Origin of the sequence: Streptomyces sp. NPDC012508 (genome assembly GCF_042902595.1) — a bacterium.
Classification (GTDB): domain Bacteria; phylum Actinomycetota; class Actinomycetes; order Streptomycetales; family Streptomycetaceae; genus Streptomyces.
The window spans coordinates 260,669-285,666 of sequence record NZ_JBIBEO010000004.1 but is presented as its reverse complement, the minus strand read 5'-3'; the positions used below and the strand labels follow the sequence as shown (position 1 = coordinate 285,666).

Sequence of the window (24,998 nt, the reverse complement as noted above, 5' to 3'; positions counted from 1 at the left end):
CGATGCCGTCAGCTGGTGATCTTGATGTCCGCGACCTTGCCGCGGTAACCGCCGCCACTGCTGGGCAGGTCGGTCAGCCAGACGAGAACGTAGCGCGTCTTCACAGGCTTGTCGGCCGTGAGTGCGACCTGCGTACCTGAGCCCTTGGCGACGGTCGTGAAACCGTCGGCTGCCGTGGGCTGGGACGTGGCGTTCTCGGGGGCTGTCCGCAACTCCACAGCGGTGGAGCCCTGGAAGGTGACCTCCACCTTGGAGACGTCCTGGACCGTGCCGAGGTCCAGGACGAGACCCACGCCTTCCTTCAGCCTGCCGAAGTTCGAGTACCCGTAGTAGATGGATGTCTGCCAGGACGTGGAGGGGTTGCCGTCGAAGGCGTTCTTTATCTCCGACGGTGTCTCGGCGCCGTCGCCCTGGGGGTCGAAGTCCTGGGCGCCGGCGATCGTGACCGGCTTGCCCGTCTCGGGCTCCTTCTCGTCGTCGTTGTTCTGCGGCTGGGTGGTCTGCGGGGCCTGCTGGTTCTTGTCCTTGTCGAGCAGCCGGTCCGCGATCTGCCAGCTGCCCAGGCCGAGGGCGGCGATCAGCAGCGCGGACACGGCCCACTTCAGGACCCTGCCGGTGCGGCTCTCCAGCGGGGCAGGGGGCACGACCACGGCCTGGGGCGCCGCGACGCCCGGGCGGGCCGGCGGACGGCCGTACGTGCCCTGCTGATAGGTCGTGCGCTGGTAGTCGGGCGGAGAGGGGAACTCGGGCTCCGGCGGGCGGATGCGGGGCATCGCCGCGACGGCCTTGGCGAGCTCGTCCGGGGTGGTGCAGGGCGGCTCCTGGCGCGAGGCGGTGGCGCCGTCGTTGGCCAGGGCGCGCATCGCGATCTCGGAGAGCCCGCGGTGGACCCCGGCCCGCACCTGATCCGGAGCGAGCAGGCCGACCCCCTTGGGCAGCCCGGAGAGGCCGTAGGCGTCGCTGTCGTACGGCCAGCGCTGGGTCAGCGCCGCGTAGAGCAGGGCGCCGATGGCCTCGGTGTCCGTGCGCTGGGGGCGCTCGGCGCTGATGCCCCGCAGCGCTGCGTTCACGGCCAGGCCGCGGATCCGGTACTGGCCCGTCGAGCTGCGCAGTACCGCGCTCGGGGTGAGACGGAGGTGCGCCAGGCCTTCGCGGTGCGCGGCGGCCATGGCCTGGGAGACCTGGCTGACGAGCTGATAGGCGTCGTGCGGCTCCAGCGGTCCGGCGGCGAGCAGCGCCGTCAGCTCGGTGGAGTCAGGAAGCCACTCGTGTACGACGTACACGAGGTCGTTCTCCTCGACGGCGTCGAGGACCTGGACGAAGCGGGGGTCTCCGAGCAGCGCCGAGGAACGGGCCGCCGCAAGGACCGAACGCGCTCGTGGATGGTCGGCCGGCAGCAAATGCACGCCGACGGCACGCCGAAGCTTCTCGTCGACGGCACGCCAACTGCTGAAACCGTCCAGACGAGTGACGCACTCCTCCAGGCGGTAGCGCCTGGCCAGTTTGTGCCCGCTGTGCAGCTCGGGAGTCTCGATGGAGGGCTGTTCGCCGTTCTGCCGCTGAGCGGCGTCGTTCTCTGCGACCTCGGCGGACTTCTCCACCGTGTCCTGCGCTTCCGCCACCCCGTCGGTCGCGGCCTTCTCCGCCTTGGCGGTCAGCGGGTCGTCACCGCTGTTGTCGGCCACGTCGACGGCAGCCGTGCTACGTTCCGCCACCGTCGTTCCTGCCTCCCCATCCGTTGCGCCACATCCAACAGCCATGCCAATTGTGCCCACAGTCGGCCGCTATGCACGACACGCGGCAGCCGGCGATGGTTGCGCGGCAGCTGCTTCCTATCGTCCCAGGCGTCCACGGACCATACCGACCATGGAGTTGAGCTCCGCGATCCGCATGCGCTTTGCCGCCACGAAGAAGACTCCGAGCAGGACAGCGCCGCCGACGAGCAGGGCCACGAGCGAGCCGAGAGCACCTTCGCCGAGGACCTTCAACAGACCGAAGCCGACGGCGCCGGCCACGACCGCGGCGGGCAGCGAGGCCAGGCAGAGGCGGGCGTAGGTCCGCATGATGTGGGCGCCGTCCAGGTCGCCGCCCAGCCGGTTGCGCAGGCGCCGCCAGGCGACCCCGACTCCGACGGCGTAGGCGAGGCCGTAGGAGGCGGCCATGCCGACGACGGCCCACTGGGCGGGGAGCACGAAGTAACAGGCGGCCGAGGCGGCCGCGTTGACGGCGGCGACGATGACCGTGTTGTAGAACGGCGTCCGGGTGTCCTCGTAGGCGTAGAACCCGCGCAGCACGACGTACTGGACCGAGTACGGGATGAGGCCGAGGCCGAAGGCCATCAGGATGAATCCCATGCCCTGGGCGGCCTGGACGCCGCTGGAGGCGTAGAGCAGGGTGCACATGGGGACGCCGAGCGCCAGGAAGGCGAAGGCGACCGGGACGATCGCGACGGCGGAGTTCCGCAGGCCCTGCGAGATGTCGTCACGGACGGCGCCGGGGTCGTCGTCGTGTGCGGCGCGGGAGATACGGGGCAGCAGGGCGGCCATGACCGAGACCGTGATGATGGCCTGCGGCATGCCCCAGATGAGCTGGGCGTTGGAGTACGCGAGGAAGCCGGCGCCGTTCCTGCCGGACTCCTCACCCGCCGCGGTGGCGAGCTGGGTCACGACGAGCACGCCGGCCTGGTTGGCGAGGACGAACAGCACGGTCCACTTGGCGAGTTTGACCGTCTTGCCGAGGCCGTGGCCCTTCCAGTCGAAGCGGGGGCGGAAGCGGAAGCCCGTCTCGCGGAGGTACGGGATCATCGCCAGCGCCTGGACGACCAGGCCGAGCAGGGTGCCGATGCCGAGCAGGCGGATGCCGTCGTCGGGGATCGTCTGTACGCCCATCTGGGATTCGGCGGAGGTGCCGTAGACCCAGATGAACAGGCCGAACGTGACGATCATGACGATGTTGTTGAGGACGGGGGTCCACATCATCGCGCCGAACTTGCCCCGGGCGTTGAGGATCTGACCCATCACCACATGCACGCCCATGAAGAAGATCGTGGGCAGGCAGTAGCGGGCGAAGGTCACGGCGACGCTGTTGGCGGCGGCGTCGTCGGCGATGGTGTTCGACATCAGCCGGATCAGCAGCGGGGCCGCGAAGACGGCGATGACCACGATCGCGCCGAGCGCCACCATGACCAGGGTCAGCAACCGGTTGGCGTAGGCCTCGCCACCGTCCTCGTCGTTCTTCATCGAGCGGACCAGCTGCGGCACGAAGACCGAGTTGAGGCCGCCGCCGACGGTGAGGATGTAGATCATCGTCGGCAGGGTGTACGCGATGGTGAAGGTGTCACCGAGGAGAGCGGCGCCGAGCGCTCCGGTGATCACCAGGCTGCGGACGAAGCCGGTGAGACGGGAGACCAGGGTTCCGGCCGCCATCACCGCGCTGGACTTCAGGAGCCCGGAGGCGCGGCCGGACTTCTTCGGTGCGGGGGCGGGCATCGGATTCGGCTCCGGGGCGGGCGGGGGCACCTGGCCGGGCGTCTGCTGGTCCCGGTAGAGGTGGGCGAAGGCATCCGGTTCGGGCTGCTCGTCGCCGGCCCGGGTCACGAGATCGTCCACACCGGTGAACTGGACGGTGCGGGCGTCGTCGCCGTAGGGCAGATGGCGCGAGGGGCCGTCCGGTTCGGGAGCCGGGGTCTGGGCCCACACCCGGGGGTCAGGGGCGTGCTGAGGTGCCGCGGGCTGCTGATAGAGCGGCTGCGGTTCCTGGTAGGTGCCCGGAGGGGGCGGAGGGTGCGCGGCGCGGTCGTAGAGCGCCTCGGTCACCGGGTCCTGCGCGGAGAGGTCCCGTGCCTGGTACGGGTCGTGGGCGTAGGCGTCCTGGACGTAGGGGTCCTGGGCGTACTGGTCCTGGGCGTACGGGTCCGAGGCGGGCTGCTGCTGCGGCGAGGAGCCCGGCGGCATGCCGGGTCCCGGGGTCGCCGAGGGCGTACCACCGGACGGCTCGGTGCCGCCCGCGCCCTGGCTGCGGTCACCGTCGTACGGCGCGTTCATGGTTACCCCACCTCATCGTCCCCGGCCGACCGGCCACGACATCGCTCAACGGTCCACTTTCTCACCCGCGTCGGACGGGTCGCCGCTTTCGGGACCGGTGTCCGGCGTCGGGTCACTCGGCTGCTCGGGATCGTCGCCCTCCGCGGCCTCCGCTTCGGCGTTTCGGGCCGCCGCGCGCTTGCGCTGGGTGTACATCCGAGCTCCGGCGAGGACGAGGAGCAGTACGCCGCCGGCGATGACGAGCATCACGGTCGGAGTGATCTCGGAGACCTTCACGGTGAAGGTCATCTCCTGTCCGTACGGTGTGCCGTCCTTGGTGAACAGCTGGGCCGTCATCGGCACCGGACCGTTGGCGTTGGCCGAGGCGGTGAACTTCACGGACTGGCTGTGTCCGGCGGCGATCTTGACCGGGAGTTCGGCCACGGCGTCGCCGCCGTTGAGCTTCAGTCGGGTCTTGTTGCCGGAGGTGAGCCTCAGCACGAGGTCGTCCACGCCCTGCAGCAGCTTGTTCTGGACGGTCACCGGGATGGTGGCGCTGCGTCCGGAGAGCGTGAGGTCCGACTTGTCGACCAGCTGTACCTCGCGCGTGAGGCTCTCGAGGTACTGGTGCACCGTGATCCGGTACAGCGAGGCCGAGGGGGCCTGGCCGCGCCAGGAGGTGGACATCTCGCGGCTGATCGCATTGCCGAAGGGCGTCACCACGCGGTCGGGCAGGGTGAGGATGACCTTGAAGTCGTCCAGGTCCGCGCGGGTGTCCTTCATGTCGCGGAAGGCCTCGACCGGAAGCTCCTGCTTGCGCAGCGCCCGCGGGTAGCGGGACGCGCTCGGCACCTTGGTGGCGGCGTCGGGGTCCGGCTTCACGGCGGAGGCAGCGATCAGATCGAGAGGCTGGGTCCAGCGCTGGGCCGTCAGACCGCGCAGCGCGCTCGCCATGGTCTGTGCCTGGGACGTGGTCGGCAGCCGCTGCGGGGCGACCACGACGCTGCGCTGCTGCTCGGGCTGTTCCAGGGTCACCGCGAGCGTCTGCGCGAGAAACTCCTGGACGGCGAGGGTCGAGTTCCCGGCGGGGAGCATGTCGCCCTCGAAGGCCGTCGAGAGGTAGGCGTCGCTGACGACGGCGGTGGTGCCGCCTCCGATGGGGCGGGCCGCCGTCGGGGTGTACGGGAGGTCGTCCCGGAAGCTGTCGCTGCGGGCGATCACCTTGTGGGCACCGGCAGAGGTCGCGACGTCCATGATCGAGGGGTCGACGGCCCCGTCCACAGGCCAGGAGAAGTCGGTGGACGGCTTCACATGGAGGATCGTCTCCACGGTCGTCCCGGCCAGCTCCGTCGCCGGCTGGAGGTGGCTCAGCGAGCCGGGGACGTCCTTGCCGCGGTGGGCGAGCGAGGCGATGTCCGGGTCCGCGAACGGCAGGGCGACGACCTTGCGGCCCACCACGGCCTTCTGCAGGGCGTCCAGCCACCGCTCGGCGACGGCCTGGTTCGCGCCGGGCACCGTGCCCGTGCCCTCCTTGACCTGGTAGCTCCTCGTCATGGCGTCGACGGTGGCCAGCAGGTCCGGGTCGATGACCCAGGTGACGGGAAGCTCCTTGCCCAGCGTGACCATCTGGTCCAGGCGTCCGCCGGGGGCGAGCTCGGCGGCCAGATCGTCGTTCTCGAAGACCGGCGTCTGCTGGTCGTCGCTGCCGGTCTCCGCGGAGACGTGCGCCGAGGAGATGAGCGGCCAGAGGTAGGTGAGCTGGGTCTTCTTCTCCGTCGCCTCGGGCTGGTACGGCAGGAAGGTCCGCTCGATGCCGAGGACACGCGTTCCGGGCTGGGAGGTGGTCCGGCCCGAGAGGGAGACGCCCAGCTGGTAGACGCCCTCGTCGTCGAGTCCGAGCTTGTCGACCGGGACGGAGAGCTTGAAGTCCTGGCTGAGCCCGGCCGCAAGCCGGGGAATCTTGACCGTGTAGCGGCCGCCGAGAGGCAGGGGGTCGCTGCCGGCCCGGAAACCGGTACGGCCCGAGACCTGCTCGATCTCGCTCCGGCTCGTCATCCGGGGGCCGACCCGGACGTCCACCGTGGCATCCGTCACGGTCTGCTTGCCCTTGTTGGTCACCGTCCCGGAGACCGTGACCGTGTCGCCCTCCACCGGCGCGATCGGCTTGAGCGTGTTGAGAGACACATCGACCGTGCGCGATCCGGTCGCGTTCTCGGCGGTGACGGCTGAGGGTTCCACGGCGGCCGCGGCGACGGCCGGCGGGGCCACCACACCCTGCAGGAGCCCGGCAAGCAGGGGCGCCCCGGCGAGGAGAGACGCCGTGCGCCGCAGCCACCGACGGGCAGGTGAGGGAAGGGTCCCCTGGATGTCTGCCGCCTCGGCCACGCGTTCGCCCGTCCTCGTCGTAATCAATGGTGCCGGTGGTTCCCCGTTGCTGTGTCCACGCATGGTAACGAGGCACGCCGGGAGCAAGTGCCGGGGACTGCTCCAGCCGATAGGGACGGGATCACCGGCCCCGGGAAAACGGGGACGCCGGCGCGGGCCGGGGCACGTACCCTTTTCTGTTGTGCCGAACGCCAATGAAGACACCCCGACTGCACTGAGCCAGGTGCAACGCCGCGCGGTCAGCGAGCTGCTCCGCGTGTCCCCTGTCGCCGACGACCTCGCCGTCCGATTCCAGGAGGCAGGGTTCAGCCTCGCGCTGGTCGGCGGTTCGGTACGGGACGCGTTGCTCGGGCGGCTCGGCAATGATCTCGACTTCACCACCGATGCGCGGCCCGAGGACGTCCTGAAGATCGTCCGCCCGTGGGCCGACTCGGTCTGGGAGGTCGGGATCGCCTTCGGCACCGTCGGCTGCCAGAAGAGCGGCTACCAGGTCGAGGTGACGACGTACCGCTCCGAGGCGTACGACCGCACCTCGCGCAAGCCTGAGGTCTCCTACGGTGACTCCATCGAGGAGGATCTCGTCCGCCGTGACTTCACCGTCAACGCCATGGCTGTGGCCCTGCCGGAGAAGGAGTTCGTCGACCCGTACGGCGGCCTCGACGACCTTGCCGCGCGAGTGCTGCGCACGCCCGGAACGCCGGAGGAGTCGTTCTCCGACGATCCGCTGCGCATGATGCGCGCGGCGCGGTTCGCTGCCCAGCTCGACTTCGAGGTCGCCCCCGAGGTCGTCACGGCGATGACGGAGATGGCCGACCGTCTGGAGATCGTCTCCGCGGAGCGGGTCCGGGAGGAGCTCAACAAGCTGCTGCTCGCCGCACACCCCCGCAAGGGACTCGGTCTGCTCGTCGACACGGGCCTGGCCGGCCATGTGCTGCCGGAGCTGCCGGCGCTGCGGCTGGAGAGTGACGAGCACCACCGGCACAAGGACGTCTACGAGCACTCCCTGACCGTCCTGGACCAGGCGATCGACCTGGAGGAGGACGGGCCGGACCTCGTGCTGCGCCTTGCCGCGCTGCTGCACGACATCGGCAAGCCGCGCACCCGTCGCTTCGAGAAGGACGGTCGGGTCTCGTTCCACCACCATGAGGTGGTCGGGGCGAAGATGACCAAGAAGCGCATGACGGCACTGAAGTACTCGAACGAGATGATCAAGGACGTTTCGCGTCTGGTGGAGCTGCATCTGCGCTTCCACGGATACGGAACCGGTGAGTGGACCGACTCCGCCGTGCGCCGCTATGTGCGCGACGCGGGCCCTCTGCTCTCCCGCCTGCACAAGCTGACGCGCTCGGACTGCACCACGCGGAACAAGCGCAAGGCCAGCGCCCTCTCGCGCGCCTATGACGGACTGGAGGAGCGGATCGCCCAGCTCCAGGAGCAGGAGGAGCTGGACTCGATCCGTCCCGACCTGGACGGCAACCAGATCCAGGAGGTCCTCGGTATCCGTCCCGGACCGGCCGTCGGTCAGGCGTACAAGTTCCTGCTGGAGCTGCGCCTGGAGAACGGCCCGATGGAGCACGAGGCGGCGGTCGCGGCGCTCAAGGAGTGGTGGGCGACTCAGAGCTGAGCCCACGCGTCGATGTTTCACGTGAAACATCGACGCGTGGCATCGAAGGAGGGGTGATGTTTCACGTGAAACATCACCCCTCCTTGCGTCGGCTCCACAGCACCAGTGCGATCGAGGCATAGACGGCGGCGACCATCACGACGACGGGGACGGATCGGCCGTCGGGCGGCAGCATCAGCGCCGCGACTGCGGCCGCGCCCACGAAGGCGACATTGAAGAGGGTGTCGTAGAGCGAGAAGACCCGTCCCCGGTAGGCGTCGTCCACGGACGTCTGGACGACCGTGTCCGTCGCGATCTTGACGCCCTGGGTGACCAGCCCCAGAAGGAAGGCCGCGACCATCAGAGGGGCCTGCGTGAAGGACAGTCCCAGCACGGGCTCCAGAACTGCTGCCGCACCTGCGCACGCGATCATCCAGCCGAAGGGGCCGAGCCGTCCGATCGCCCAGGGCGAGATGACGGCGGCCGCGAAGAACCCGGCCCCGGAGAACGCCACGGCGAGCCCGAGCAACGCGAGCCCCTCCGACTCCGTGGAGCTCCAGGCGTAGCGGCAGAGCATCAGCACAGTCACCGTGAGGGCGCCGTAGCAGAAGCGCATCAGGGTCACCGCGGCCAGTGCGCGGGTCGCGGGCCGACGCTCGGCCAGATGGCGCAGTCCTGCCACGAGCCCACGGGCGGTGGAGGCCAGCGCGGCGCGAAGCCGGGGCTGGACGAGGTCCGGGTCGGGGCCGAGGAGCTCCCGGGGCATCCGCAGGGAGGCGAGGGCGGAACAGAGATAGAGGAGGGCGCCGAGGACCACGACGGCGGCGTCGGAGTCCTCGGACAGGAGCCGCACCCCGAAGGCCAGGCCGCCCCCCGCGGTCGCGGCCACGGTGCCGGCCGTCGGGGACAGGGAGTTGGCGACCACCAGTCGCTCGGAATCGACGACCCGTGGCAGCGCGGCCGAGAGGCCCGCCAGGACGAAGCGGTTGACGGCCGTCACCGACAGGGCGGAGGCGTAGAAGAGCCAGTCGGGGACGGAGGCCAGCATCAGCACCGCAGTACCGCAGGCGAGAAGCGCCCGCAGCACGTTCCCGTAGAGGAAGACCTGGCGTCGCTGCCAGCGGTCCAGGAGCACGCCAGCGAAGGGGCCGACGAGGGAGTAGGGGAGGAGCAGCACGGCCATGGCGGAAGCGATGGCCGCGGGGGAGGTCTCCTTCTCGGGGGAGAAGACGACGTACGTGGCCAGCGCCACCTGATAGACACCGTCGGCGCACTGGGAGAGCAGGCGCACGGCGAGGAGACGGCGGAAGTTCGTCAGGCGCAGGAGTACGCGCAGATCACGTACGACGGGCATGGCAGCAAGACTCACATACGAAGAGGGCCCCCGGGCGAAAGACCGGGGACCCTCGAACGACGAAGTGGATCAGCGCCTTAGCGCTCGACCTCGCCCTTGATGAACTTCTCGACGTTGGCGAAGGCCTCGTCGTCGAAGTACTGCACCGGCGGGGACTTCATGAAGTACGAGGACGCGGAGAGGATCGGGCCACCGATGCCCCGGTCCTTGGCGATCTTCGCGGCGCGCAGCGCGTCGATGATGACACCGGCCGAGTTCGGGGAGTCCCACACCTCGAGCTTGTACTCCAGGTTCAGCGGAACGTCACCGAAGGCGCGGCCCTCGAGACGGACGTACGCCCACTTGCGGTCGTCCAGCCAGGCCACGTAGTCCGACGGGCCGATGTGGACGTTCTTCTCGCCCAGCTCGCGGTCGGGGATCTGCGAGGTGACGGCCTGGGTCTTCGAGATCTTCTTCGACTCGAGGCGGTCGCGCTCGAGCATGTTCTTGAAGTCCATGTTGCCGCCGACGTTGAGCTGCATGGTGCGCTCAAGACGGACACCGCGGTCCTCGAACAGCTTCGCCATCACGCGGTGCGTGATGGTGGCGCCGACCTGGGACTTGATGTCGTCACCGACGATCGGGACACCGGCCTCGGTGAACTTGTCCGCCCACTCCTTGGTGCCGGCGATGAAGACCGGAAGAGCGTTGACGAAGGCGACCTTGGCGTCGATGGCGCACTGCGCGTAGAACTTCGCGGCGTCCTCGGAGCCCACGGGCAGGTAGCAGACGAGCACGTCGACCTGCTGGTCCTTGAGGACCTGGACGACGTCCACGGGAGTCTCGGCGGACTCCTCGATGGTCATGCGGTAGTACTTGCCGAGGCCGTCGAAGGTGTGGCCGCGCTGAACCGTGACGCCCGAGTGCGGGACGTCGCAGATCTTGATGGTGTTGTTCTCGCTGGCGCCGATGGCGTCGGAGAGGTCGAGGCCGACCTTCTTCGCGTCGACGTCGAAGGCGGCGACGAACTCCACGTCACCGACGTGGTAGTCGCCGAACTGGACGTGCATCAGGCCGGGCACCTTGGACGCCGGGTCGGCGTCCTTGTAGTACTCGACGCCCTGTACCAGCGAGGCGGCGCAGTTGCCCACGCCGACGATGGCTACGCGAACCGAACCCATTCCGGTTGCTCCCTGTGTGATCGTGGAAGCCCTGCGGGGTGCAGGGATTCACTTGGCGGTGTCGTCGGACGGATCCGGCCGGGTACTGCCCCCGTGCCGGGGCAGGCCGCCCGTTTCTCCAGAATCGTTGTCGTGCCGAGCGGCGCCCTCAGGGGCGTCGGGACCGGATCGCTGATCCCGTCCCGCCCGCTCGCTCTCGATGAGCTCGTTCAGCCAGCGCACTTCGCGCTCCACGGACTCCATTCCGTGGCGCTGCAGCTCAAGTGTGTAGTCGTCGAGGCGCTCGCGTGTGCGGGCCAGAGAGGCGCGCATCTTCTCCAGGCGCTCCTCCAGCCGGCTGCGGCGGCCTTCCAGCACGCGCATCCGCACCTCGCGCTCGGTCTGACCGAAGAAGGCGAAGCGGGCGGCGAAGTGTTCGTCCTCCCAGGTGTCCGGACCGGTGTGGGAGAGGAGCTCTTCGAAGTGCTCCTTACCTTCGGCCGTCAACCGGTAGACGATCTTGGCGCGGCGTCCTGCGAGTGAAGCGGCGAGGGCGTCCTCGGGGGCGCTGCCCGGCTCCTCGATCAACCAGCCGTTGGCGACCAGCGTCTTGAGGCAGGGATAGAGGGTCCCGTAGCTGAAGGCCCGGAAGATGCCCAACGACGTGTTGAGCCGCTTCCGCAGCTCGTACCCGTGCATCGGCGCCTCGCGGAGCAGGCCGAGAACAGCGAACTCGAGGATTCCCGAGCGCCTGCTCATCCGTCGCCTCCTCCGCTGTCGAGTGCCCTTATGCCGTGCTGATGTATCGACTCGATACATCCCGACGATAGAACGGCCGTCCTGCTGCGACAAGTGGGGCTACGGTGACCGGCGTCACATCGTCAATTCACAGCAATCGACTTGCCTGATTTGGGGTGAACTTCGGCCCTAGGTGGGTTTTGGCCGTGCGTAGTCTGTGCGGCATGCAGACCACCGGGAACCGAGAGACGCCGCAGGGCGTCAGTGATCGGGGTGACCGGCTGCGGTACGGAGGGGCCTTCGGTGAGGCTCTGCCGTACGCATTTCGGGGGGACCGGAACTCAACTGCCGCTTCCAGGCGTACGCGCCTGCCCGAGGAGTAGTCGTTCGATGAGCGAGCATCGTCGCAAAATGCCGCAGTCGCAGCCGCCGAGTGGCGGCCGCGCGGCGGCCCGGCGCGCCGCCCAGCAGCCCCAGGGCCGCCGGTCGGCCCAGGGACGGGATGTCAGTACCGGCTCCCCTTCGTCTGGGTACGGAGAGGAGACCACCTACGGTGGACGGGCCGAGGCCCGCCGTGCCGCCCAGCGCGGAGGCCGTCGGCGCGCGCCCGACGGCGGCGCGGGCGGCCACGGCGGTGGCCGGCGTGGCGGCGGGGGCGGCGGACAGGGCGGTGGCCCGGGTCGCGGCCGTGGCGGTGGCCGCCCGCCGGGCAGGAAGCGGCTGATCGACTACCCGCGCCACGACAAGTACGGCTGGCGCCGCTGGGTGCCTTCTTGGAAGCTCGTCTCGGGGCTGTGCCTGGCGTTCCTCGGGCTGGTGATGGGCGGGGCTGCGATCGCGTACTCCCAGGTGGTGATCCCCAAGGAGGACGAGGCCGCCAAGGCTCAGAACAATGTGTACTACTGGGCTGACGGCTCGCAGATGGCCGCGACCGGTGGTGAGGTCAACCGGCAGATCGTCGGGATCGATCAGATTCCCTATGACATGCAGAACGCGGTGATCTCGGCCGAGAACAAGACGTTCCGCGACGATTCCGGTATCGACCCGATGGGTATCGGCCGCGCGGTGTGGAACATGGCCAAGGGCGGCCAGACGCAGGGTGGCTCGACGATCACTCAGCAGTATGTGAAGAACAGCCTGCTGAACGACCAATCGCAGACGTTGTCCCGAAAGGTCAAGGAACTCTTCATCTCCATCAAGGTCGGTGCCGAGATGGAGAAGCCCGAGATCATGCAGGGCTACCTGAACACCGCGTACTACGGACGTGGCGCCTACGGCATCCAGGCCGCGGCCCGGACGTACTTCGGCAAGGACGCCAAGCAGCTCAACCCGAGTGAGTGCGCCTTCCTCGCCTCGCTCCTCAAGGGCGCGACGTACTACGACCCCGCCGGCTCCACCGAGATCGACCCCAGGGCGACGCCCGAGGCGAACCTGAAGCGCGCCACGGAGCGCTGGGACTGGATCCTCGGTGAGATGGTCAAGGACGGCCACCTCGACGCGGCGGACCGGGCGAAGTACCCGGCCTTCCCCAAGGTGCAGCCGCCGAAGAAGAACGCCCAGCTGACCGGTCAGATCGGCTACCTGGTGAGCACGGCCAAGGCCAACTTCATCAACAACCATCCCGGGATGGACGAGAAGAAGCTCGCCCAGGGCGGCTACGAGATCTACACCACCTTCGACAAGAAGAAGGTCAAGGCTCTCGAGGACTCCATCAAGAAGGTCTACGACGAGCACATCGACCCGAAGAAGCGGCCGAAGACGGACACGCACGTCCAGTTCGGCGGTGCTTCGGTCAACCCGAAGACCGGTGAGATTGTCGCCATCTACGGCGGCACCGACGCCACCAAGCACTTCACCAACAACGCGGACCAGACCGGTGCGCAGGTCGGATCGACGTTCAAGCCGTTCGTGCTGGCCGCGGCCATGCAGTACGGCGTGCGGGATCCGAAGGAGGGCAAGGTCCAGGACTCCTCGACCCGCACGATCGTCGATCCGAACAAGAGCCGCTACAACGGCAAGAACAAGCTGCGGATCAAGAACTACGACGGCACCGTCTGGCACAACGAGAAGGGCGAGGAGTGGCTGCAGGTCAATGACGATGACGCCAGCTATGGCCCGATGAGCCTGCGCGAGGCGATGATCCGCTCCGCCAACTCGCCCTATGTGCAGCTCGGCATGGACGTCGGCATCGACGAGGTCCGGCAGACCGCGATCAAGGCCGGTCTGCGCGAGAGCTCGCTGGTCAAGGCCAATGTGCCGTCGTTCTCCCTCGGTATCTCCGACCCGAGCGCCATCCGGATGGCCGGCGCGTACGCGACCTTCGCGAACAACGGTGAGCGCACCGATCCGTTCTCCGTGAAGGAGGTGAAGGAGAAGGGTCAGGTCATCTACAAGCACGAGGCGAAGTCCGAGCGGGCCTTCTCCTCCGCGATCGCCAGCAACGTGACCGACGTCCTGCGTGATGTCGTCGAGAACCCGAAGGGCACCGGCCGGAAGGCCGCGATCCCCGGTCGGGACGTGGCCGGCAAGACCGGTACCACCGACGGCAACAACTCCGCGTGGTTCGTGGGGTACACGCCGAACCTCTCGACGGCGATCGACATGTACCGCTTCGACGACGACGAGACCAAGCAGGGCCGCAAGTTCGAGTCGATGTTCGGTACCGGCGCCCAGCCCAAGATCCACGGTTCGTCCTTCCCCTCGCAGATCTGGAAGGACTACATGACCGACGCGCTCAAGGACATGAAGGTCGAGTCCTTCCCGGAGCCGGAGGACCTGGACGCGGAGCCCGTGTTCGGTGGCGGCGCGCCGAGCCCCACCCCGACGCCGACGGAGACCCCGTCGCAGACACCGTCCGCGACTGTCACTCCCTCGCAGACGCCGTCGCGGACGCCCAGCAAGTCGCCGGACCCGGGCAAGACCTGTGACGTGTGGGACTGGCCGTGCGACGACAACGGCGGCCAGAACGGTGGCCAGGACGGTGGCCAGGACGGCGGCCCGACAGGGACACCGACGACTCCGACGACCCCGACGTCACCGACACCGACAGACACCGGGAACCCCGCGACTCGGGGCGGTGGAAACGGCTGGCTGGGCGGCGAATGACCCGCCCACCGGACCCCGTCCGGTAGCGCCCTGAGGGCCGCCGTGCCCGGCACGTAAGCACACGTACGTCGCCCGGCACGGCGGCCCTCACCGTTTCCCGGGGACGTACGGCAGGATGTCCCCATGCCGAGCCTCCACAAGACGAGTCCGCAGCGGGACCGGTCGCAGACCCCGGCGACGGTGTGTCCCACCCGTCGTGACGAGGTCGCCGCGGCGGGCAGCGAACTGATCGGCGGGCCGGTCGGCCGCCGGGCCCTGCTCGGCGGCGGGCTGCTCACCCCCGTGCGGGTGATCGCGCTGGTGGCGATCGGGATGTTTGCGCTCGGCATGGTGCAGAAGATCCCGTGTTACGACTGGGCCTGGTTCCGGGGCACCACCTCCCAGTACACCCACGCCTGCTACTCCGACATCCCCCACCTCTTCGTCGGGCGCGGGTTCGCCGAGGGCCTGGTGCCGTACTTCGACCGGCTGAGCGGCGACATAGAGTTCCTGGAGTACCCGGTTCTCACCGGTCTGTTCATGCAGGTCGCGGCCTGGCTCACGCCCGGTGGCGGCGACCTCGTGCACCGCGAGCAGATCTACTGGATGGTCAACGCGGGCATGCTGATGGTCTGCGCCGTCATCATGGCCGTCTGCGTGGCCCGCACGCACCGCCGCCGCCCCTGGGACGCCCTCCTGGTCGCCCTGGCCCCCGCGTTCGCGCTCACCGCCACCATCAACTGGGACCTGCTGGCCGTCGCGCTGACCTCGGCCGCCGTACTGATGTGGTCACGCGGCCGTCCGCTCGCGTTCGGCGCCCTGCTCGGCCTCGCGATCGCGGCCAAGTTCTACCCCTTCCTGATCCTCGGGGCGCTGCTCCTGCTGTGCTGGCGGGCGGGCCGCTGGCGGGAGTTCGGCGCGGCGCTCGTCGGTGTGGCCGGTGCCTGGCTCGCCGTGAACCTGCCGGTGATGCTGCTCGCGCCCGCGGGGTGGAAGCAGTTCTACACGTTCAACGAGGAGCGGAACGTCGACTTCGGGTCGGTCTGGCTGCTGATCAGCCAGCGCTCCGGCGAGCAGATCTCTCCCGGGAGCGCCAACACGTACACCATGGTGCTGATGGCGCTCGCGGGCGCGGCCCTCGCCGTCCTGGCGCTCACGGCACCCCGCCGGCCCCGGTTCGTACAGCTCGCGTTCCTGATCGTGGCCGCGTTCGTGCTGACCAACAAGGTGTACTCGCCCCAGTACGTGCTGTGGCTCATTCCTCTCGCGGCGCTGGCCCGGCCGCGCTGGCGGGACTTCCTGATCTGGCAGGCCTGCGAGGTCATGTACTTCCTGGGCATCTGGATGTACCTGGCCTTCACCACCAGCGGCAACAAGCAGGGGCTGCCGACGGACGGCTACCACTTCGCGATCGTCCTGCATCTGGTCGGCACGCTGTACCTGTGCGCCGTGATCGTGCGCGACATCCTGGCGCCCGAACGGGACGTGGTGCGGCAGGACGGCTCGGACGACCCCTCCGGGGGCGTCCTGGACGGCGCTGAGGACGTCTTCGTACAGGGGAGGGCGGCGCACCCCGCCCGTCACGCGGCCCCGGCCGTGGAGGGGCCGCGCGTGGAGTGGGGAGTCCCCGTGGACGCGCCCCCCAGGGACCCGCTGGCGGGCTAGCCCACCAGCGCGCGGGTCAGCGTTCGACGAGCCGGTCGAACTGCGTCGTGGTGTGCCGCAGGTGGGCCACGAGCTCGTCGCCGACCTTGGGCTCCTGAGCATCGGCCGGCACGAACAGGATCGACACCTGCATGTGCGGCGGCTCGGCGAACCAGCGCTGCTTGCCGGCCCAGACGAACGGAGAAAGGTTCCGGTTGACGGTCGCGAGACCGGCGCGGGCCACTCCCTTGGCGCGCGGCATCACTCCGTGCATCGCCTTGGGGGCCTCCAGGCCCACCCCGTGGGAGGTGCCGCCGGCGACGACGACCAGCCAGCCGTCCGAGGCGGCCTTCTGCTGGCGGTAGCCGAAGCGGTCGCCCTTGGCGACGCGCGTGACGTCCAGGACCGCCCCGCGGTACTCGGTGGCCTCGTGGTCGCCCAGCCAGAGCCGGGTGCCGATCCGGGCGCGGAACCGGGTCTGCGGGAACTGCTGCTGGAGCCGGGCCTGCTCCTCGGCCCGCAGATGGCTGACGAACATGGTGTGCAGCGGCAGCCGTGCGGCCCGCAGCCGGTCCATCCAGCCGATGACCTCCTCGACCGCGTCGGTGCCGTCCGTGCGGTCCAGGGGCAAGTGGAGGGCGAAGCCTTCGAGGCGTACGTCCTCGATGGCGGCGTGCAGCCGTCCCAGTTCCTCTTCGAGGATGCCGTGGCGCTTCATGGAGCTCATGCACTCGATGACCACACGGGCGCCCACGAGGGCGTGCACGCCGTCCACGGACGACACGGAGCGGATCACCCGGTCCGGCAGCGGCACCGGCTCCTCGCCCCGCCGGAACGGCGTGAGAACCAACAGGTCGCCGCCGAACCAGTCCTTGATCTTCGCGGCCTCGTACGTGGTGCCCACGGCCAGCATGTCCGAGCCGAACCGGGTGACCTCGTCGGCCAGCCGCTCGTGGCCGAAGCCGTAGCCGTTGCCCTTGCAGACCGGGATCAGACCGGGGAACTGGTCGATCACGGACTTCTGGTGCGCCCGCCAGCGAGCGGTGTCGACGTAGAGGGAGAGCGCCATGGCCGGCCCGGAACCTTTCTGATGGCTGCGGTGTATCAAAGGTGTGTACGAGACTTACGAGATTACGTACGAGATTACGGGCGCGAAGCCCGGGCCGTCAGCGACGCGACATGTAGATGTCCAGCGCCTTGTGCAGGAGCTTGTTGAGCGGGAAGTCCCACTCGCCGACGTACTCCACGGCCTCGCCGCCCGTGCCCACCTTGAACTGGATGAGGCCGAAGAGGTGATCGGTCTCGTCGAGCGAGTCCGAGATGCCCCGCAGGTCGTAGACGGTCGCGCCCATCGCGTAGGCGTCGCGCAGCATCCGCCACTGCATCGCGTTCGAGGGCCGGACCTCGCGGCCGATGTTGTCGGAGGCTCCGTAGGAGTACCAGACGTGCCCGCCGACCACGAGCATCGTGGCCGCGGAGAGGTTCACCCCGTTGTGACGGGCGAAGTACAGCCGCATACGGTTGGGGTCCTCGTTGTTGAGGACGGTCCACATGCGTTGGAAGTACGAGAGCGGGCGCGGGCGGAAGTGGTCGCGTACGGCCGTGATCTCGTACAGCCGCTGCCACTCGGCGAGGTCCTCGTAGCCGCCCTGGACGACCTCGACACCGGCCTTCTCGGCCTTCTTGATGTTGCGGCGCCACAGCTGGTTGAAGCCCTTGAGCACGTCGTCGAGCGAGCGGTTGGCGAGCGGCACCTGGAAGACGTAGCGCGGCTGGACGTCGCCGAAGCCGGCGCCGCCGTCCTCGCCCTGCTGCCAGCCCATCTTCCGCAGCCGGTCGGCGACTTCGAAGGCACGCGGCTCGATGTGCGAGGCCTCGACGTCCTTCAGCCGCTTCACGTCCGGGTCCTGGATGCCGGACTTGATGGCGGCGGAGTCCCAGCGGCGGATGACGACCGGCGGGCCCATCTTCACGGAGAAGGCGCCCTGCTGCTTGAGATGCGCGAGCATCGGCTGCAGCCAGTCGTCCAGGTTCGGGGCGTACCAGTTGATGACCGGGCCCTCGGGCAGATAGGCCAGGTAGCGCTTGATCTTCGGCAGCTGGCGGTAGAGCACGAGGCCCGCGCCGACGAGCTCGCCGGACTTGTCGAACCAACCCAGGTTCTCCGAGCGCCACTCGGTCTTCACATCAGCCCACGCCGGGACCTGGCAGTGGCTCGCCGCGGGCTGGCTCTGGATGAATGCCAGATGCTGCTCACGGCTGATGGTCCTCAGGGTCAGGCTCACGGGGCGCTCCTCGGCAGGTGTGTCCCCATCGGTTCAGGGGCTCCGGCTCTCGCGCCGAAGCCTACTGTGACCGGGGAGCGCCCCGAGGGGACGTGTGTCCTTCGGCCGGTGGCCGACCCGGATGCCTCAGGCGAGGCCGCCGTAGAACATGCCGAGGTAGAAGCCCACCGCCGAGGCGCCGAGCCCGACGATCAAGGCGAAGCGTTCCCTCGTCGTCACCGAGATGAACTGGCCGAACGCGCCGCTCATGATGCCGATCAGCCCCGCCCAGGACGCCAGCACGTGCAGGCTGTGAAACTGCGCGGTGATGAAGGAGAGGACTCCGAGGAAGAGCGTCACCGCCACCAGGGTGTCCTGGAGCGGGTGGGCCCTGCCGTCGGTGGCGAGGAGGGAATGTCCGGGGTCGGGTCGCATTGCCTGTGCCATGGGGCACCTCCTGGCGTGCCTGCGGGACGGCGGCGCATCGTAGCGCCGCCGACATCCGATGTGTACAGATTGCGTCCCCTCACCACCGGATTTCAACCGGAAGCGGATGTGCGGGTACTCTGTACGGTCTGCACCGGTGTCTGCCCAGGTCCGTCCCGGACCCGACGCTCCCCTCGCCCGTCGAGGGGGGTTGTCAGTGGTGGCCGATACCGTTGCTTACGCATCACGACCCTCCTGCCACGGAACGACCGTGGCCGCTGAGTCCAAAGGAGGTGGGTTCCACATGCGTCACTACGAGGTGATGGTCATCCTCGACCCCGATCTCGAGGAGCGCGCTGTCTCCCCGCTGATCGAGAACTTCCTCTCCGTCGTCCGTGAGGGCAACGGAAAGGTTGAGAAGGTCGACACCTGGGGCCGTCGTCGTCTCGCCTACGAGATCAAGAAGAAGCCCGAGGGCATCTACTCGGTCATCGACCTGCAGGCCGAGCCTGCGGTCGTCAAGGAGCTCGACCGACAGATGAACCTGAACGAGTCGGTCCTCCGGACCAAGGTCCTCCGTCCCGAGACCCACTGAGCGCCTAGCTCAGAGGTCATCGGGTTCGAGTAGCAGCAAGCAGCCAGAAGCAATCCCGCCGAGAGGTTCATCCAATGGCAGGCGAGACCGTCATCACGGTCGTCGGCAATCTTGTCGACGACCCCGAGCTGCGCTTCACCCCGTCCGGTGCGGCGGTCGCGAAGTTCCGTATCGCGTCCACCCCCCGCACCTTCGACCGTCAGACCAATGAGTGGAAGGACGGCGAGAGCCTGTTCCTGACCTGCTCGGTCTGGCGTCAGGCGGCGGAGAACGTCGCCGAGTCGCTTCAGCGAGGCATGCGCGTCGTCGTGCAGGGCCGGCTGAAGCAGCGGTCGTACGAGGACCGCGAGGGCGTCAAGCGCACGGTCTACGAGCTGGACGTCGACGAAGTCGGCCCCAGCCTCAAGAACGCCACGGCCAAGGTCACCAAGACCACCGGTCGTGGTGGCCAGGGTGGCTACGGCGGCGGTGGCGGCCAGCAGGGCGGCGGCAGCTGGGGTGGAAACTCCGGTGGTGGCCAGCAGGGTGGCGGCGGTGCTCCCGCCGACGACCCGTGGGCGACCAGCGCGCCGGCCGGTGGCGGCCAGCAGCAGGGCGGCGGAGGCAGCTGGGGTGGAAACTCCAGCGGCGGCGGCTACTCGGACGAGCCCCCCTTCTAGGGCACTCCCCTCGAAGGCAGCTCGTACCCAAACTTCTTGATCACACAGGAGAAACACCATGGCGAAGCCGCCTGTGCGCAAGCCTAAGAAGAAGGTCTGCGCGTTCTGCAAGGACAAGACCGCGTACGTGGACTACAAGGACACGAACATGCTGCGGAAGTTCATTTCCGACCGCGGCAAGATCCGTGCCCGCCGCGTGACCGGCAACTGCACGCAGCACCAGCGTGACGTCGCCACGGCCGTGAAGAACAGCCGTGAGATGGCGCTGCTGCCCTACACGTCCACCGCGCGATAAGGAAAGGGTGACCGACTAATGAAGATCATCCTGACCCACGAGGTCTCTGGCCTCGGTGCCGCCGGCGATGTCGTCGACGTCAAGGACGGTTACGCTCGCAACTACCTGGTCCCGCGTGGTTTCGCGATCCGCTGGACCAAGGGTGGCGAGAAGGACGTGGCGCAGATTCGCCGCGCCCGCAAGATCCACGAGATCGCGACCATCGAGCAGGCCAACGAGATCAAGGCTCAGCTCGAGGGCGTGAAGGTGCGTCTGGCCGTTCGCTCCGGCGACGCCGGCCGCCTCTTCGGCTCCGTGACCCCGGCCGACATCGCCACGGCGATCAAGTCCGCGGGTGGCCCCGATGTCGACAAGCGTCGCGTCGAGCTCGGTTCGCCGATCAAGACCCTGGGCTCGCACCAGGTGTCCGTGCGTCTGCACCCCGAGGTTGCCGCGAAGCTCGGCGTCGAGGTTGTCGCCGCGTAACGCTGCTCTCAGCAGTAGGGAAGGGCCGTACCCCCAGGGGTGCGGCCCTTCCGCCGTTTCGCGGGCACCCGAGCTCTCTGCCGACTCGTCGTTTCACGTGAAACACGGCGTTTCACGTGAAACATTCACCGCGTGGCGCCAGTGACGATCCAGCGTCCGGAGCGGGAGCGCAGCCAGAGGGTCAGCATGCGGACGGTCATCATCAGGGTCATGGCCCACCACAGCGCGGTGAGCCCACCGCCGAGGATGGGGACCAGGAGGGCGACCGGGGCGAAGACCGCCAGGGTGAGCAGCATGGCCCAGGCCAGATAGGGCCCGTCGCCCGCGCCCATCAGGACGCCGTCGAGGACGAAGACCACGCCGGCGATCGGCTGGGAGACCGCGACGACCAGGAGCGCCGGGAGCAGGGTGTCCTGGACCGTGGTGTCGCCGGTGAAGAGCGGGATGAAGAGCGGGCGGGCGAGGATGAGAAGGGCGCCCAGGACGACACCCGAGACCACGCCCCAATGGAGCATGCGGCGGCAGACCTGCCGGGCACCGTCGGCGTCGTCGGCGCCGAGATAGCGGCCGATGATGGCCTGGCCGGCGATGGCTATCGCGTCCAGCGCGAAGGCCATCAGGCTCCACAGGGACAGGATGATCTGGTGGGCGGCGACCTCGGCGTCGCCCATGCGGGCCGCGACGGCGGTGGCGATCATCAGTACCGCCCGCAGGGAGAGCGTACGGACAAGCAGCGGGACGCCCGCCTGGGCGCTGGCGCGTATGCCGGCTGCGTCCGGCCTCAGGGAGGCGCCGTGGCGCCGCGCTCCACGGACCACCACGACGAGGTACACGGCGGCCATGGCGCACTGGGCGATGACCGTGCCCCAGGCGGAGCCGGCGATGCCCATCCCGGCGCCGTAGACCAGGCCCACGTTGAGTACGGCGTTGGCCGCGAAGCCACCGATGGCCACGTAGAGCGGTGTACGGGTGTCCTGGAGGCCGCGTAGGACGCCTGTGGCGGCCAGGACCACCAGCATGGCCGGGATACCCAGGCTGGAGATGCGCAGATAGGTAATGGCGTACGGGGTGGCCGTGTCGGAGGCGCCGAAGATGTCGACCAGCCAGGGGGCGGCGGGCAGGGTGATGGCGACGACCGCCGCTCCCAGCAGGAGCGCGAGCCAGATGCCGTCCATGCCCTGACGGATGGCTGCCGTGAGGTCACCGGCTCCCACCCGGCGGGCTACGGCGGCCGTGGTCGCGTAGGCGAGGAAGACGAAGACACTGACGGCGGTGGTGAGCAGGGCTGCCGCGATGGCGAGACCGGCGAGCTGGGGAGTGCCGAGGTGTCCGACAATGGCACTGTCGACCATGAGGAAGAGCGGCTCTGCGACAAGCGCGCCGAAGGCCGGGACGGCGAGCGAGATGATCTCTCTGTCGTGCTGCCGGCGGACGGCCTTGGGGGTCGGGGGAGCCTGGGTCATGGGTCTCAATCTAATCTTCCACAGGTAAGAGATGCAATGAGTCTAGGGTCCTTACATCTCCTTGGTGTGGAGCTTCGGGTGTGCGCCGTTTGTTCTGATCTTGGTCCAGAGGAAAAAGTTTTTCTCCCCCACAGCCCGTGGATGGAAAAGGTGCAGGTCAGGAGGGTGTCGTGGGGTGGGCTATGAGTTTGTCCACATGGCTGTCCCCCGGTCCGTGCACAGGTTCGGCGGAGTTCTCCACAGCATCTGGTCGTTCACCCACAGGCCCTGTGGATAACCAGATTGGCTGACGGTGCCGACGGGCCTACCGTGGTCCGGCGCACGACGCGCCAAAAGCGGAGTCAAAGCCTCTTGTTTGTCCGAGCCGTGGCGTAAGAAAGAGTGGCACGGCGAGGTCCGCGGAGCGGACGGGAGGAGGTGGCTTGGTGAGCATTCCCGAGCCCTTGGACGACCCCTGGGCCGACAGCGGACCGAGTGACCGGCTGCCCGTCGCACGCCCTCGCGGTGAGAGCCGTGGTCGGGGGCGGGGCCGTGAGGACCAGCACGACCGCGGCAGCGACAGCGGCCCGTGGGACAGCGGCCTCTCCGGCTTCGAGCGCGTGCCTCCGCAGGATCTCGACGCCGAGCAGTCCGTCCTCGGCGGCATGCTGCTCTCCAAGGACGCCATCGCGGACGTCGTGGAGATCATCAAGGGCCATGACTTCTACAAGCCCGCCCACGAGACGGTCTACGCTGCCATCCTCGACCTGTACGCGAAGGGCGAGCCGGCCGACCCGATCACGGTCGGTGCGGAGCTCACCAAGCGGGGCGAGATCACCCGTGTCGGCGGGGCCTCCTATCTGCACACGCTCGTCCAGTCCGTGCCGACCGCGGCGAACGCTGCGTACTACGCGGAGATCGTCCATGAGCGCGCCGTGCTGCGCCGTCTCGTGGAGGCCGGCACCAAGATCACGCAGATGGGATACGCGGCCGATGGCGACGTCGACGAGATCGTGAACTCGGCCCAGGCCGAGATCTACGCGGTCACCGAGCAGCGCACCACCGAGGACTATCTGCCCCTCGGCGACATCATGGAGGGCGCGCTCGACGAGATCGAGGCGATCGGCTCCCGCAGCGGCGAGATGACCGGTGTCCCGACCGGCTTCACCGATCTCGACCAGCTCACCAACGGACTGCACCCCGGCCAGATGATCATCATCGCGGCCCGCCCCGCCATGGGTAAGTCGACGCTCGCCCTGGACTTCGCCCGGGCCTGCTCCATCAAGCACAACCTGCCCAGCGTCATCTTCTCCCTCGAAATGGGCCGCAACGAGATCGCGATGCGCCTGCTCTCGGCGGAGGCCCGGGTGGCGCTGCACCACATGCGCTCCGGCACCATGACGGACGAGGACTGGACCCGGCTGGCCCGCCGGATGCCGGACGTCTCGCAGGCCCCGCTCTACATCGACGACTCCCCGAACCTGTCGATGATGGAGATCCGTGCCAAGTGCCGTCGGCTCAAGCAGCGTGCCGGGCTCAAGCTCGTGGTCATCGACTATCTCCAGCTGATGCAGTCCGGCGCCAAGAGGTCCGAGAGCCGCCAGCAGGAAGTCTCGGACATGTCGCGAAACCTCAAGCTCCTGGCCAAGGAGCTCGAACTGCCGGTGATCGCGCTCTCGCAGCTGAACCGTGGTCCCGAACAGCGCACCGACAAGAAGCCGATGGTCTCCGACCTCCGTGAATCCGGCTCGATCGAGCAGGACGCGGACATGGTCATCCTGCTTCATCGCGAGGACGCATACGAGAAGGAGTCACCGCGCGCGGGCGAGGCGGACATCATCGTCGGCAAGCACCGAAACGGTCCGACGGCGACGATCACGGTGGCCTTCCAGGGCCACTACTCGCGCTTCGTCGACATGGCGCAGACCTGATCGCCTCCTGTGCCCAGGTGTAGGGCTCGGATTTCGTGGCCAAATCTCAGGCCGGTTGGCCATGGCGTGGCCACTTGGCCACGCTGGTGAGACGGGCACGTCAGCAGCCTTCACCACACGTCCTCACCGTAGAACGCTGCGAGCGCGGCCGCGAGAGGGGCGGCGTCCTGCCGCGCCCGACGAATCGACCGCAGCCGCCGGGTGGTGCTCACTTGTCGCAGTGCTCGGCGGGCTCCTGGCGAGCAGGCGCATCACCGACGTACTCGCCATCGTCCCGTTCGTACCCGGCCGCACGAAGCACCGTCGGATCGCGCAACCACTGCCGCCCGTCGCTGTCGATGAACTGGATCGCCCGGACCGGAGCCCCGCCCTGCTCGATCCCGAAGTGGCTCAGAAGGAATTCGTCGATGGCGCGGTGATCAAAGACCATTCGAGTGCAGGGTGGGATGGTCTCGAAGGCCATGAAGACCCACTCATGCTTGGCCGGGTCGATGTTCGCGTCCGGCGCGTACCACCACAGCTCGACGTTGGTCACCGGATCCAGCGAGCGGTTCACGATGATGATCGTCTCGGCAAGCTCGCCGGCTGACTGGGCCCAGTAGCCGACCCGCCCAGCCTGCCGCCGCTCGTCCTGGTCCAACTGCCTGCGTGTCGCGTCTACGCTCGACGACGCCACCGTGGCGCTGAAGAACAGGCCGATCGCGGCCGCGATGGCCGTCAAAGCCGTTGCCCAGGGCACCAAAATGTCGCTGAGACCACGTGGCCGCCGCGTCGCGCCCGGTGATGCGCTGGCTCGCGGACGTCTGCGGCGGGCGTACAGCCGACGTGCCCTGACGGTGGGGGAGGTCGCTCGATGCACCACAACATCACCATCAGCCAGAGGGCGCATCTCGGCCACTGGGCGTCCGCCACCCGGCAGGAGGGAACGGACCTGACCAGTGTTGGACGGCAG

General features: G+C 68.5%; 19 protein-coding genes. 8 read left to right on the top strand and 11 right to left on the bottom strand.

From position 1 onward, the window contains the following. Positions 1–8: 8 nt before the first annotated feature. The 3 genes from ACFY8U_RS15525 to ACFY8U_RS15515 all read right to left on the bottom strand — a co-directional run bounded on the left by ACFY8U_RS15525 (position 9) and on the right by ACFY8U_RS15515 (position 6,407). Positions 9–1,715, bottom strand: a complete 1,707-nt coding sequence (locus tag ACFY8U_RS15525; protein WP_389570190.1) for a protein kinase family protein — start codon at positions 1,713–1,715, stop codon at positions 9–11. 117 nt (positions 1,716–1,832) lie between these two features. Then, positions 1,833–4,043, bottom strand: a complete 2,211-nt coding sequence (gene murJ, locus ACFY8U_RS15520; protein ID WP_389570187.1) for a murein biosynthesis integral membrane protein MurJ — start codon at positions 4,041–4,043, stop codon at positions 1,833–1,835. Between the two features lie 45 nt (positions 4,044–4,088). Continuing rightward, entirely contained in the window at positions 4,089–6,407 is a 2,319-nt protein-coding gene (locus ACFY8U_RS15515; RefSeq protein WP_389570185.1) for a DUF6049 family protein, read from the bottom strand. Positions 6,408–6,588: 181 nt separating this feature from the next. On the opposite strand from ACFY8U_RS15515, the gene ACFY8U_RS15510 reads away from it, so the two are divergent. After that, positions 6,589–8,031 (top strand): CCA tRNA nucleotidyltransferase, encoded by a 1,443-nt coding sequence (locus tag ACFY8U_RS15510; protein WP_389570182.1) that lies wholly within the window; start codon positions 6,589–6,591, stop codon positions 8,029–8,031. Between the two features lie 73 nt (positions 8,032–8,104). On the opposite strand, the gene ACFY8U_RS15505 is transcribed toward ACFY8U_RS15510, so the two are convergent. The 3 genes from ACFY8U_RS15505 to ACFY8U_RS15495 all read right to left on the bottom strand — a co-directional run bounded on the left by ACFY8U_RS15505 (position 8,105) and on the right by ACFY8U_RS15495 (position 11,262). Beyond that, positions 8,105–9,364 (bottom strand): MFS transporter, encoded by a 1,260-nt coding sequence (locus ACFY8U_RS15505; protein WP_389570179.1) that lies wholly within the window; start codon positions 9,362–9,364, stop codon positions 8,105–8,107. A gap of 77 nt (positions 9,365–9,441) precedes the next feature. After that, positions 9,442–10,524, bottom strand: coding sequence for an inositol-3-phosphate synthase (locus ACFY8U_RS15500; RefSeq protein ID WP_389570176.1), 1,083 nt, complete (start codon positions 10,522–10,524; stop codon positions 9,442–9,444). Positions 10,525–10,572: 48 nt separating this feature from the next. Beyond that, the gene (locus ACFY8U_RS15495) at positions 10,573–11,262 is read right to left on the bottom strand and encodes a helix-turn-helix transcriptional regulator (protein ID WP_329118437.1); all 690 of its coding nucleotides are present in this window, start codon (positions 11,260–11,262) and stop codon (positions 10,573–10,575) included. A gap of 369 nt (positions 11,263–11,631) precedes the next feature. On the opposite strand from ACFY8U_RS15495, the gene ACFY8U_RS15490 reads away from it, so the two are divergent. Beyond that, positions 11,632–14,346 carry a transglycosylase domain-containing protein gene (locus ACFY8U_RS15490; protein ID WP_389570174.1) on the top strand — a complete coding sequence of 905 codons (2,715 nt, stop codon included), beginning with the start codon at positions 11,632–11,634 and terminating at the stop codon, positions 14,344–14,346. A gap of 123 nt (positions 14,347–14,469) precedes the next feature. Continuing rightward, complete coding sequence (locus ACFY8U_RS15485) at positions 14,470–15,990, top strand: glycosyltransferase family 87 protein (RefSeq protein WP_389570171.1); 1,521 nt, start codon at positions 14,470–14,472, stop codon at positions 15,988–15,990. A 16-nt stretch (positions 15,991–16,006) separates the two neighbouring features. Here the strand turns inward: ACFY8U_RS15485 and ACFY8U_RS15480 are convergent, their stop codons facing one another. From ACFY8U_RS15480 to ACFY8U_RS15470, 3 genes are all read right to left on the bottom strand, one after another. Continuing rightward, positions 16,007–17,038, bottom strand: a complete 1,032-nt coding sequence (locus ACFY8U_RS15480) for an alanine racemase (protein WP_361670184.1) — start codon at positions 17,036–17,038, stop codon at positions 16,007–16,009. A 97-nt stretch (positions 17,039–17,135) separates the two neighbouring features. Continuing rightward, entirely contained in the window at positions 17,136–18,254 is a 1,119-nt protein-coding gene (locus ACFY8U_RS15475) for a peptidoglycan bridge formation glycyltransferase FemA/FemB family protein (protein ID WP_361600182.1), read from the bottom strand. 126 nt (positions 18,255–18,380) lie between these two features. Continuing rightward, the gene (locus tag ACFY8U_RS15470; protein WP_361435420.1) at positions 18,381–18,680 is read right to left on the bottom strand and encodes a hypothetical protein; all 300 of its coding nucleotides are present in this window, start codon (positions 18,678–18,680) and stop codon (positions 18,381–18,383) included. A gap of 283 nt (positions 18,681–18,963) precedes the next feature. On the opposite strand from ACFY8U_RS15470, the gene rpsF reads away from it, so the two are divergent. The 4 genes from rpsF (at position 18,964) to rplI (ending at position 20,673) form a co-directional block, all read left to right on the top strand. Then, positions 18,964–19,254 carry a 30S ribosomal protein S6 gene (gene rpsF / locus ACFY8U_RS15465; protein WP_004950685.1) on the top strand — a complete coding sequence of 97 codons (291 nt, stop codon included), beginning with the start codon at positions 18,964–18,966 and terminating at the stop codon, positions 19,252–19,254. Between the two features lie 74 nt (positions 19,255–19,328). Continuing rightward, a complete protein-coding gene (locus ACFY8U_RS15460) occupies positions 19,329–19,913 on the top strand; it encodes a single-stranded DNA-binding protein (protein WP_361435422.1) in 585 nt (194 codons plus the stop codon). 58 nt (positions 19,914–19,971) lie between these two features. Continuing rightward, the gene (gene rpsR / locus ACFY8U_RS15455) at positions 19,972–20,208 is read left to right on the top strand and encodes a 30S ribosomal protein S18 (RefSeq protein ID WP_005315025.1); all 237 of its coding nucleotides are present in this window, start codon (positions 19,972–19,974) and stop codon (positions 20,206–20,208) included. Positions 20,209–20,226: 18 nt separating this feature from the next. Next, the gene (gene rplI, locus ACFY8U_RS15450) at positions 20,227–20,673 is read left to right on the top strand and encodes a 50S ribosomal protein L9 (protein WP_315894947.1); all 447 of its coding nucleotides are present in this window, start codon (positions 20,227–20,229) and stop codon (positions 20,671–20,673) included. A 125-nt stretch (positions 20,674–20,798) separates the two neighbouring features. Here rplI and ACFY8U_RS15445 read toward each other — a convergent pair whose 3' ends face one another. After that, positions 20,799–22,136 carry an MATE family efflux transporter gene (locus ACFY8U_RS15445; RefSeq protein ID WP_389570166.1) on the bottom strand — a complete coding sequence of 446 codons (1,338 nt, stop codon included), beginning with the start codon at positions 22,134–22,136 and terminating at the stop codon, positions 20,799–20,801. A 425-nt stretch (positions 22,137–22,561) separates the two neighbouring features. On the opposite strand from ACFY8U_RS15445, the gene dnaB reads away from it, so the two are divergent. After that, complete coding sequence (gene dnaB / locus ACFY8U_RS15440) at positions 22,562–24,046, top strand: replicative DNA helicase (RefSeq protein WP_352188559.1); 1,485 nt, start codon at positions 22,562–22,564, stop codon at positions 24,044–24,046. Between the two features lie 208 nt (positions 24,047–24,254). Here the strand turns inward: dnaB and ACFY8U_RS15435 are convergent, their stop codons facing one another. After that, positions 24,255–24,785 carry a hypothetical protein gene (locus ACFY8U_RS15435; protein WP_389570162.1) on the bottom strand — a complete coding sequence of 177 codons (531 nt, stop codon included), beginning with the start codon at positions 24,783–24,785 and terminating at the stop codon, positions 24,255–24,257. Positions 24,786–24,998 lie beyond the last annotated feature (213 nt).

Bases quoted from the DNA above. Each gene is read 5' to 3' on its own strand.
- murJ (WP_389570187.1), bottom strand. From the start codon at position 4,043: ATGAACGCGCCGTACGACGGTGACCGCAGCCAGGGCGCGGGCGGCACC.
- ACFY8U_RS15505 (WP_389570179.1), bottom strand. From the start codon at position 9,364: ATGCCCGTCGTACGTGATCTGCGCGTACTCCTGCGCCTGACGAACTTC.
- ACFY8U_RS15500 (WP_389570176.1), bottom strand. From the start codon at position 10,524: ATGGGTTCGGTTCGCGTAGCCATCGTCGGCGTGGGCAACTGCGCCGCC.
- ACFY8U_RS15495 (WP_329118437.1), bottom strand. From the start codon at position 11,262: ATGAGCAGGCGCTCGGGAATCCTCGAGTTCGCTGTTCTCGGCCTGCTC.
- ACFY8U_RS15490 (WP_389570174.1), top strand. From the start codon at position 11,632: ATGAGCGAGCATCGTCGCAAAATGCCGCAGTCGCAGCCGCCGAGTGGC.
- ACFY8U_RS15485 (WP_389570171.1), top strand. From the start codon at position 14,470: ATGCCGAGCCTCCACAAGACGAGTCCGCAGCGGGACCGGTCGCAGACC.
- ACFY8U_RS15480 (WP_361670184.1), bottom strand. From the start codon at position 17,038: ATGGCGCTCTCCCTCTACGTCGACACCGCTCGCTGGCGGGCGCACCAG.
- ACFY8U_RS15470 (WP_361435420.1), bottom strand. From the start codon at position 18,680: ATGGCACAGGCAATGCGACCCGACCCCGGACATTCCCTCCTCGCCACC.
- rpsF (WP_004950685.1), top strand. From the start codon at position 18,964: ATGCGTCACTACGAGGTGATGGTCATCCTCGACCCCGATCTCGAGGAG.
- ACFY8U_RS15460 (WP_361435422.1), top strand. From the start codon at position 19,329: ATGGCAGGCGAGACCGTCATCACGGTCGTCGGCAATCTTGTCGACGAC.
- rpsR (WP_005315025.1), top strand. From the start codon at position 19,972: ATGGCGAAGCCGCCTGTGCGCAAGCCTAAGAAGAAGGTCTGCGCGTTC.
- rplI (WP_315894947.1), top strand. From the start codon at position 20,227: ATGAAGATCATCCTGACCCACGAGGTCTCTGGCCTCGGTGCCGCCGGC.
- ACFY8U_RS15445 (WP_389570166.1), bottom strand. From the start codon at position 22,136: ATGACCCAGGCTCCCCCGACCCCCAAGGCCGTCCGCCGGCAGCACGAC.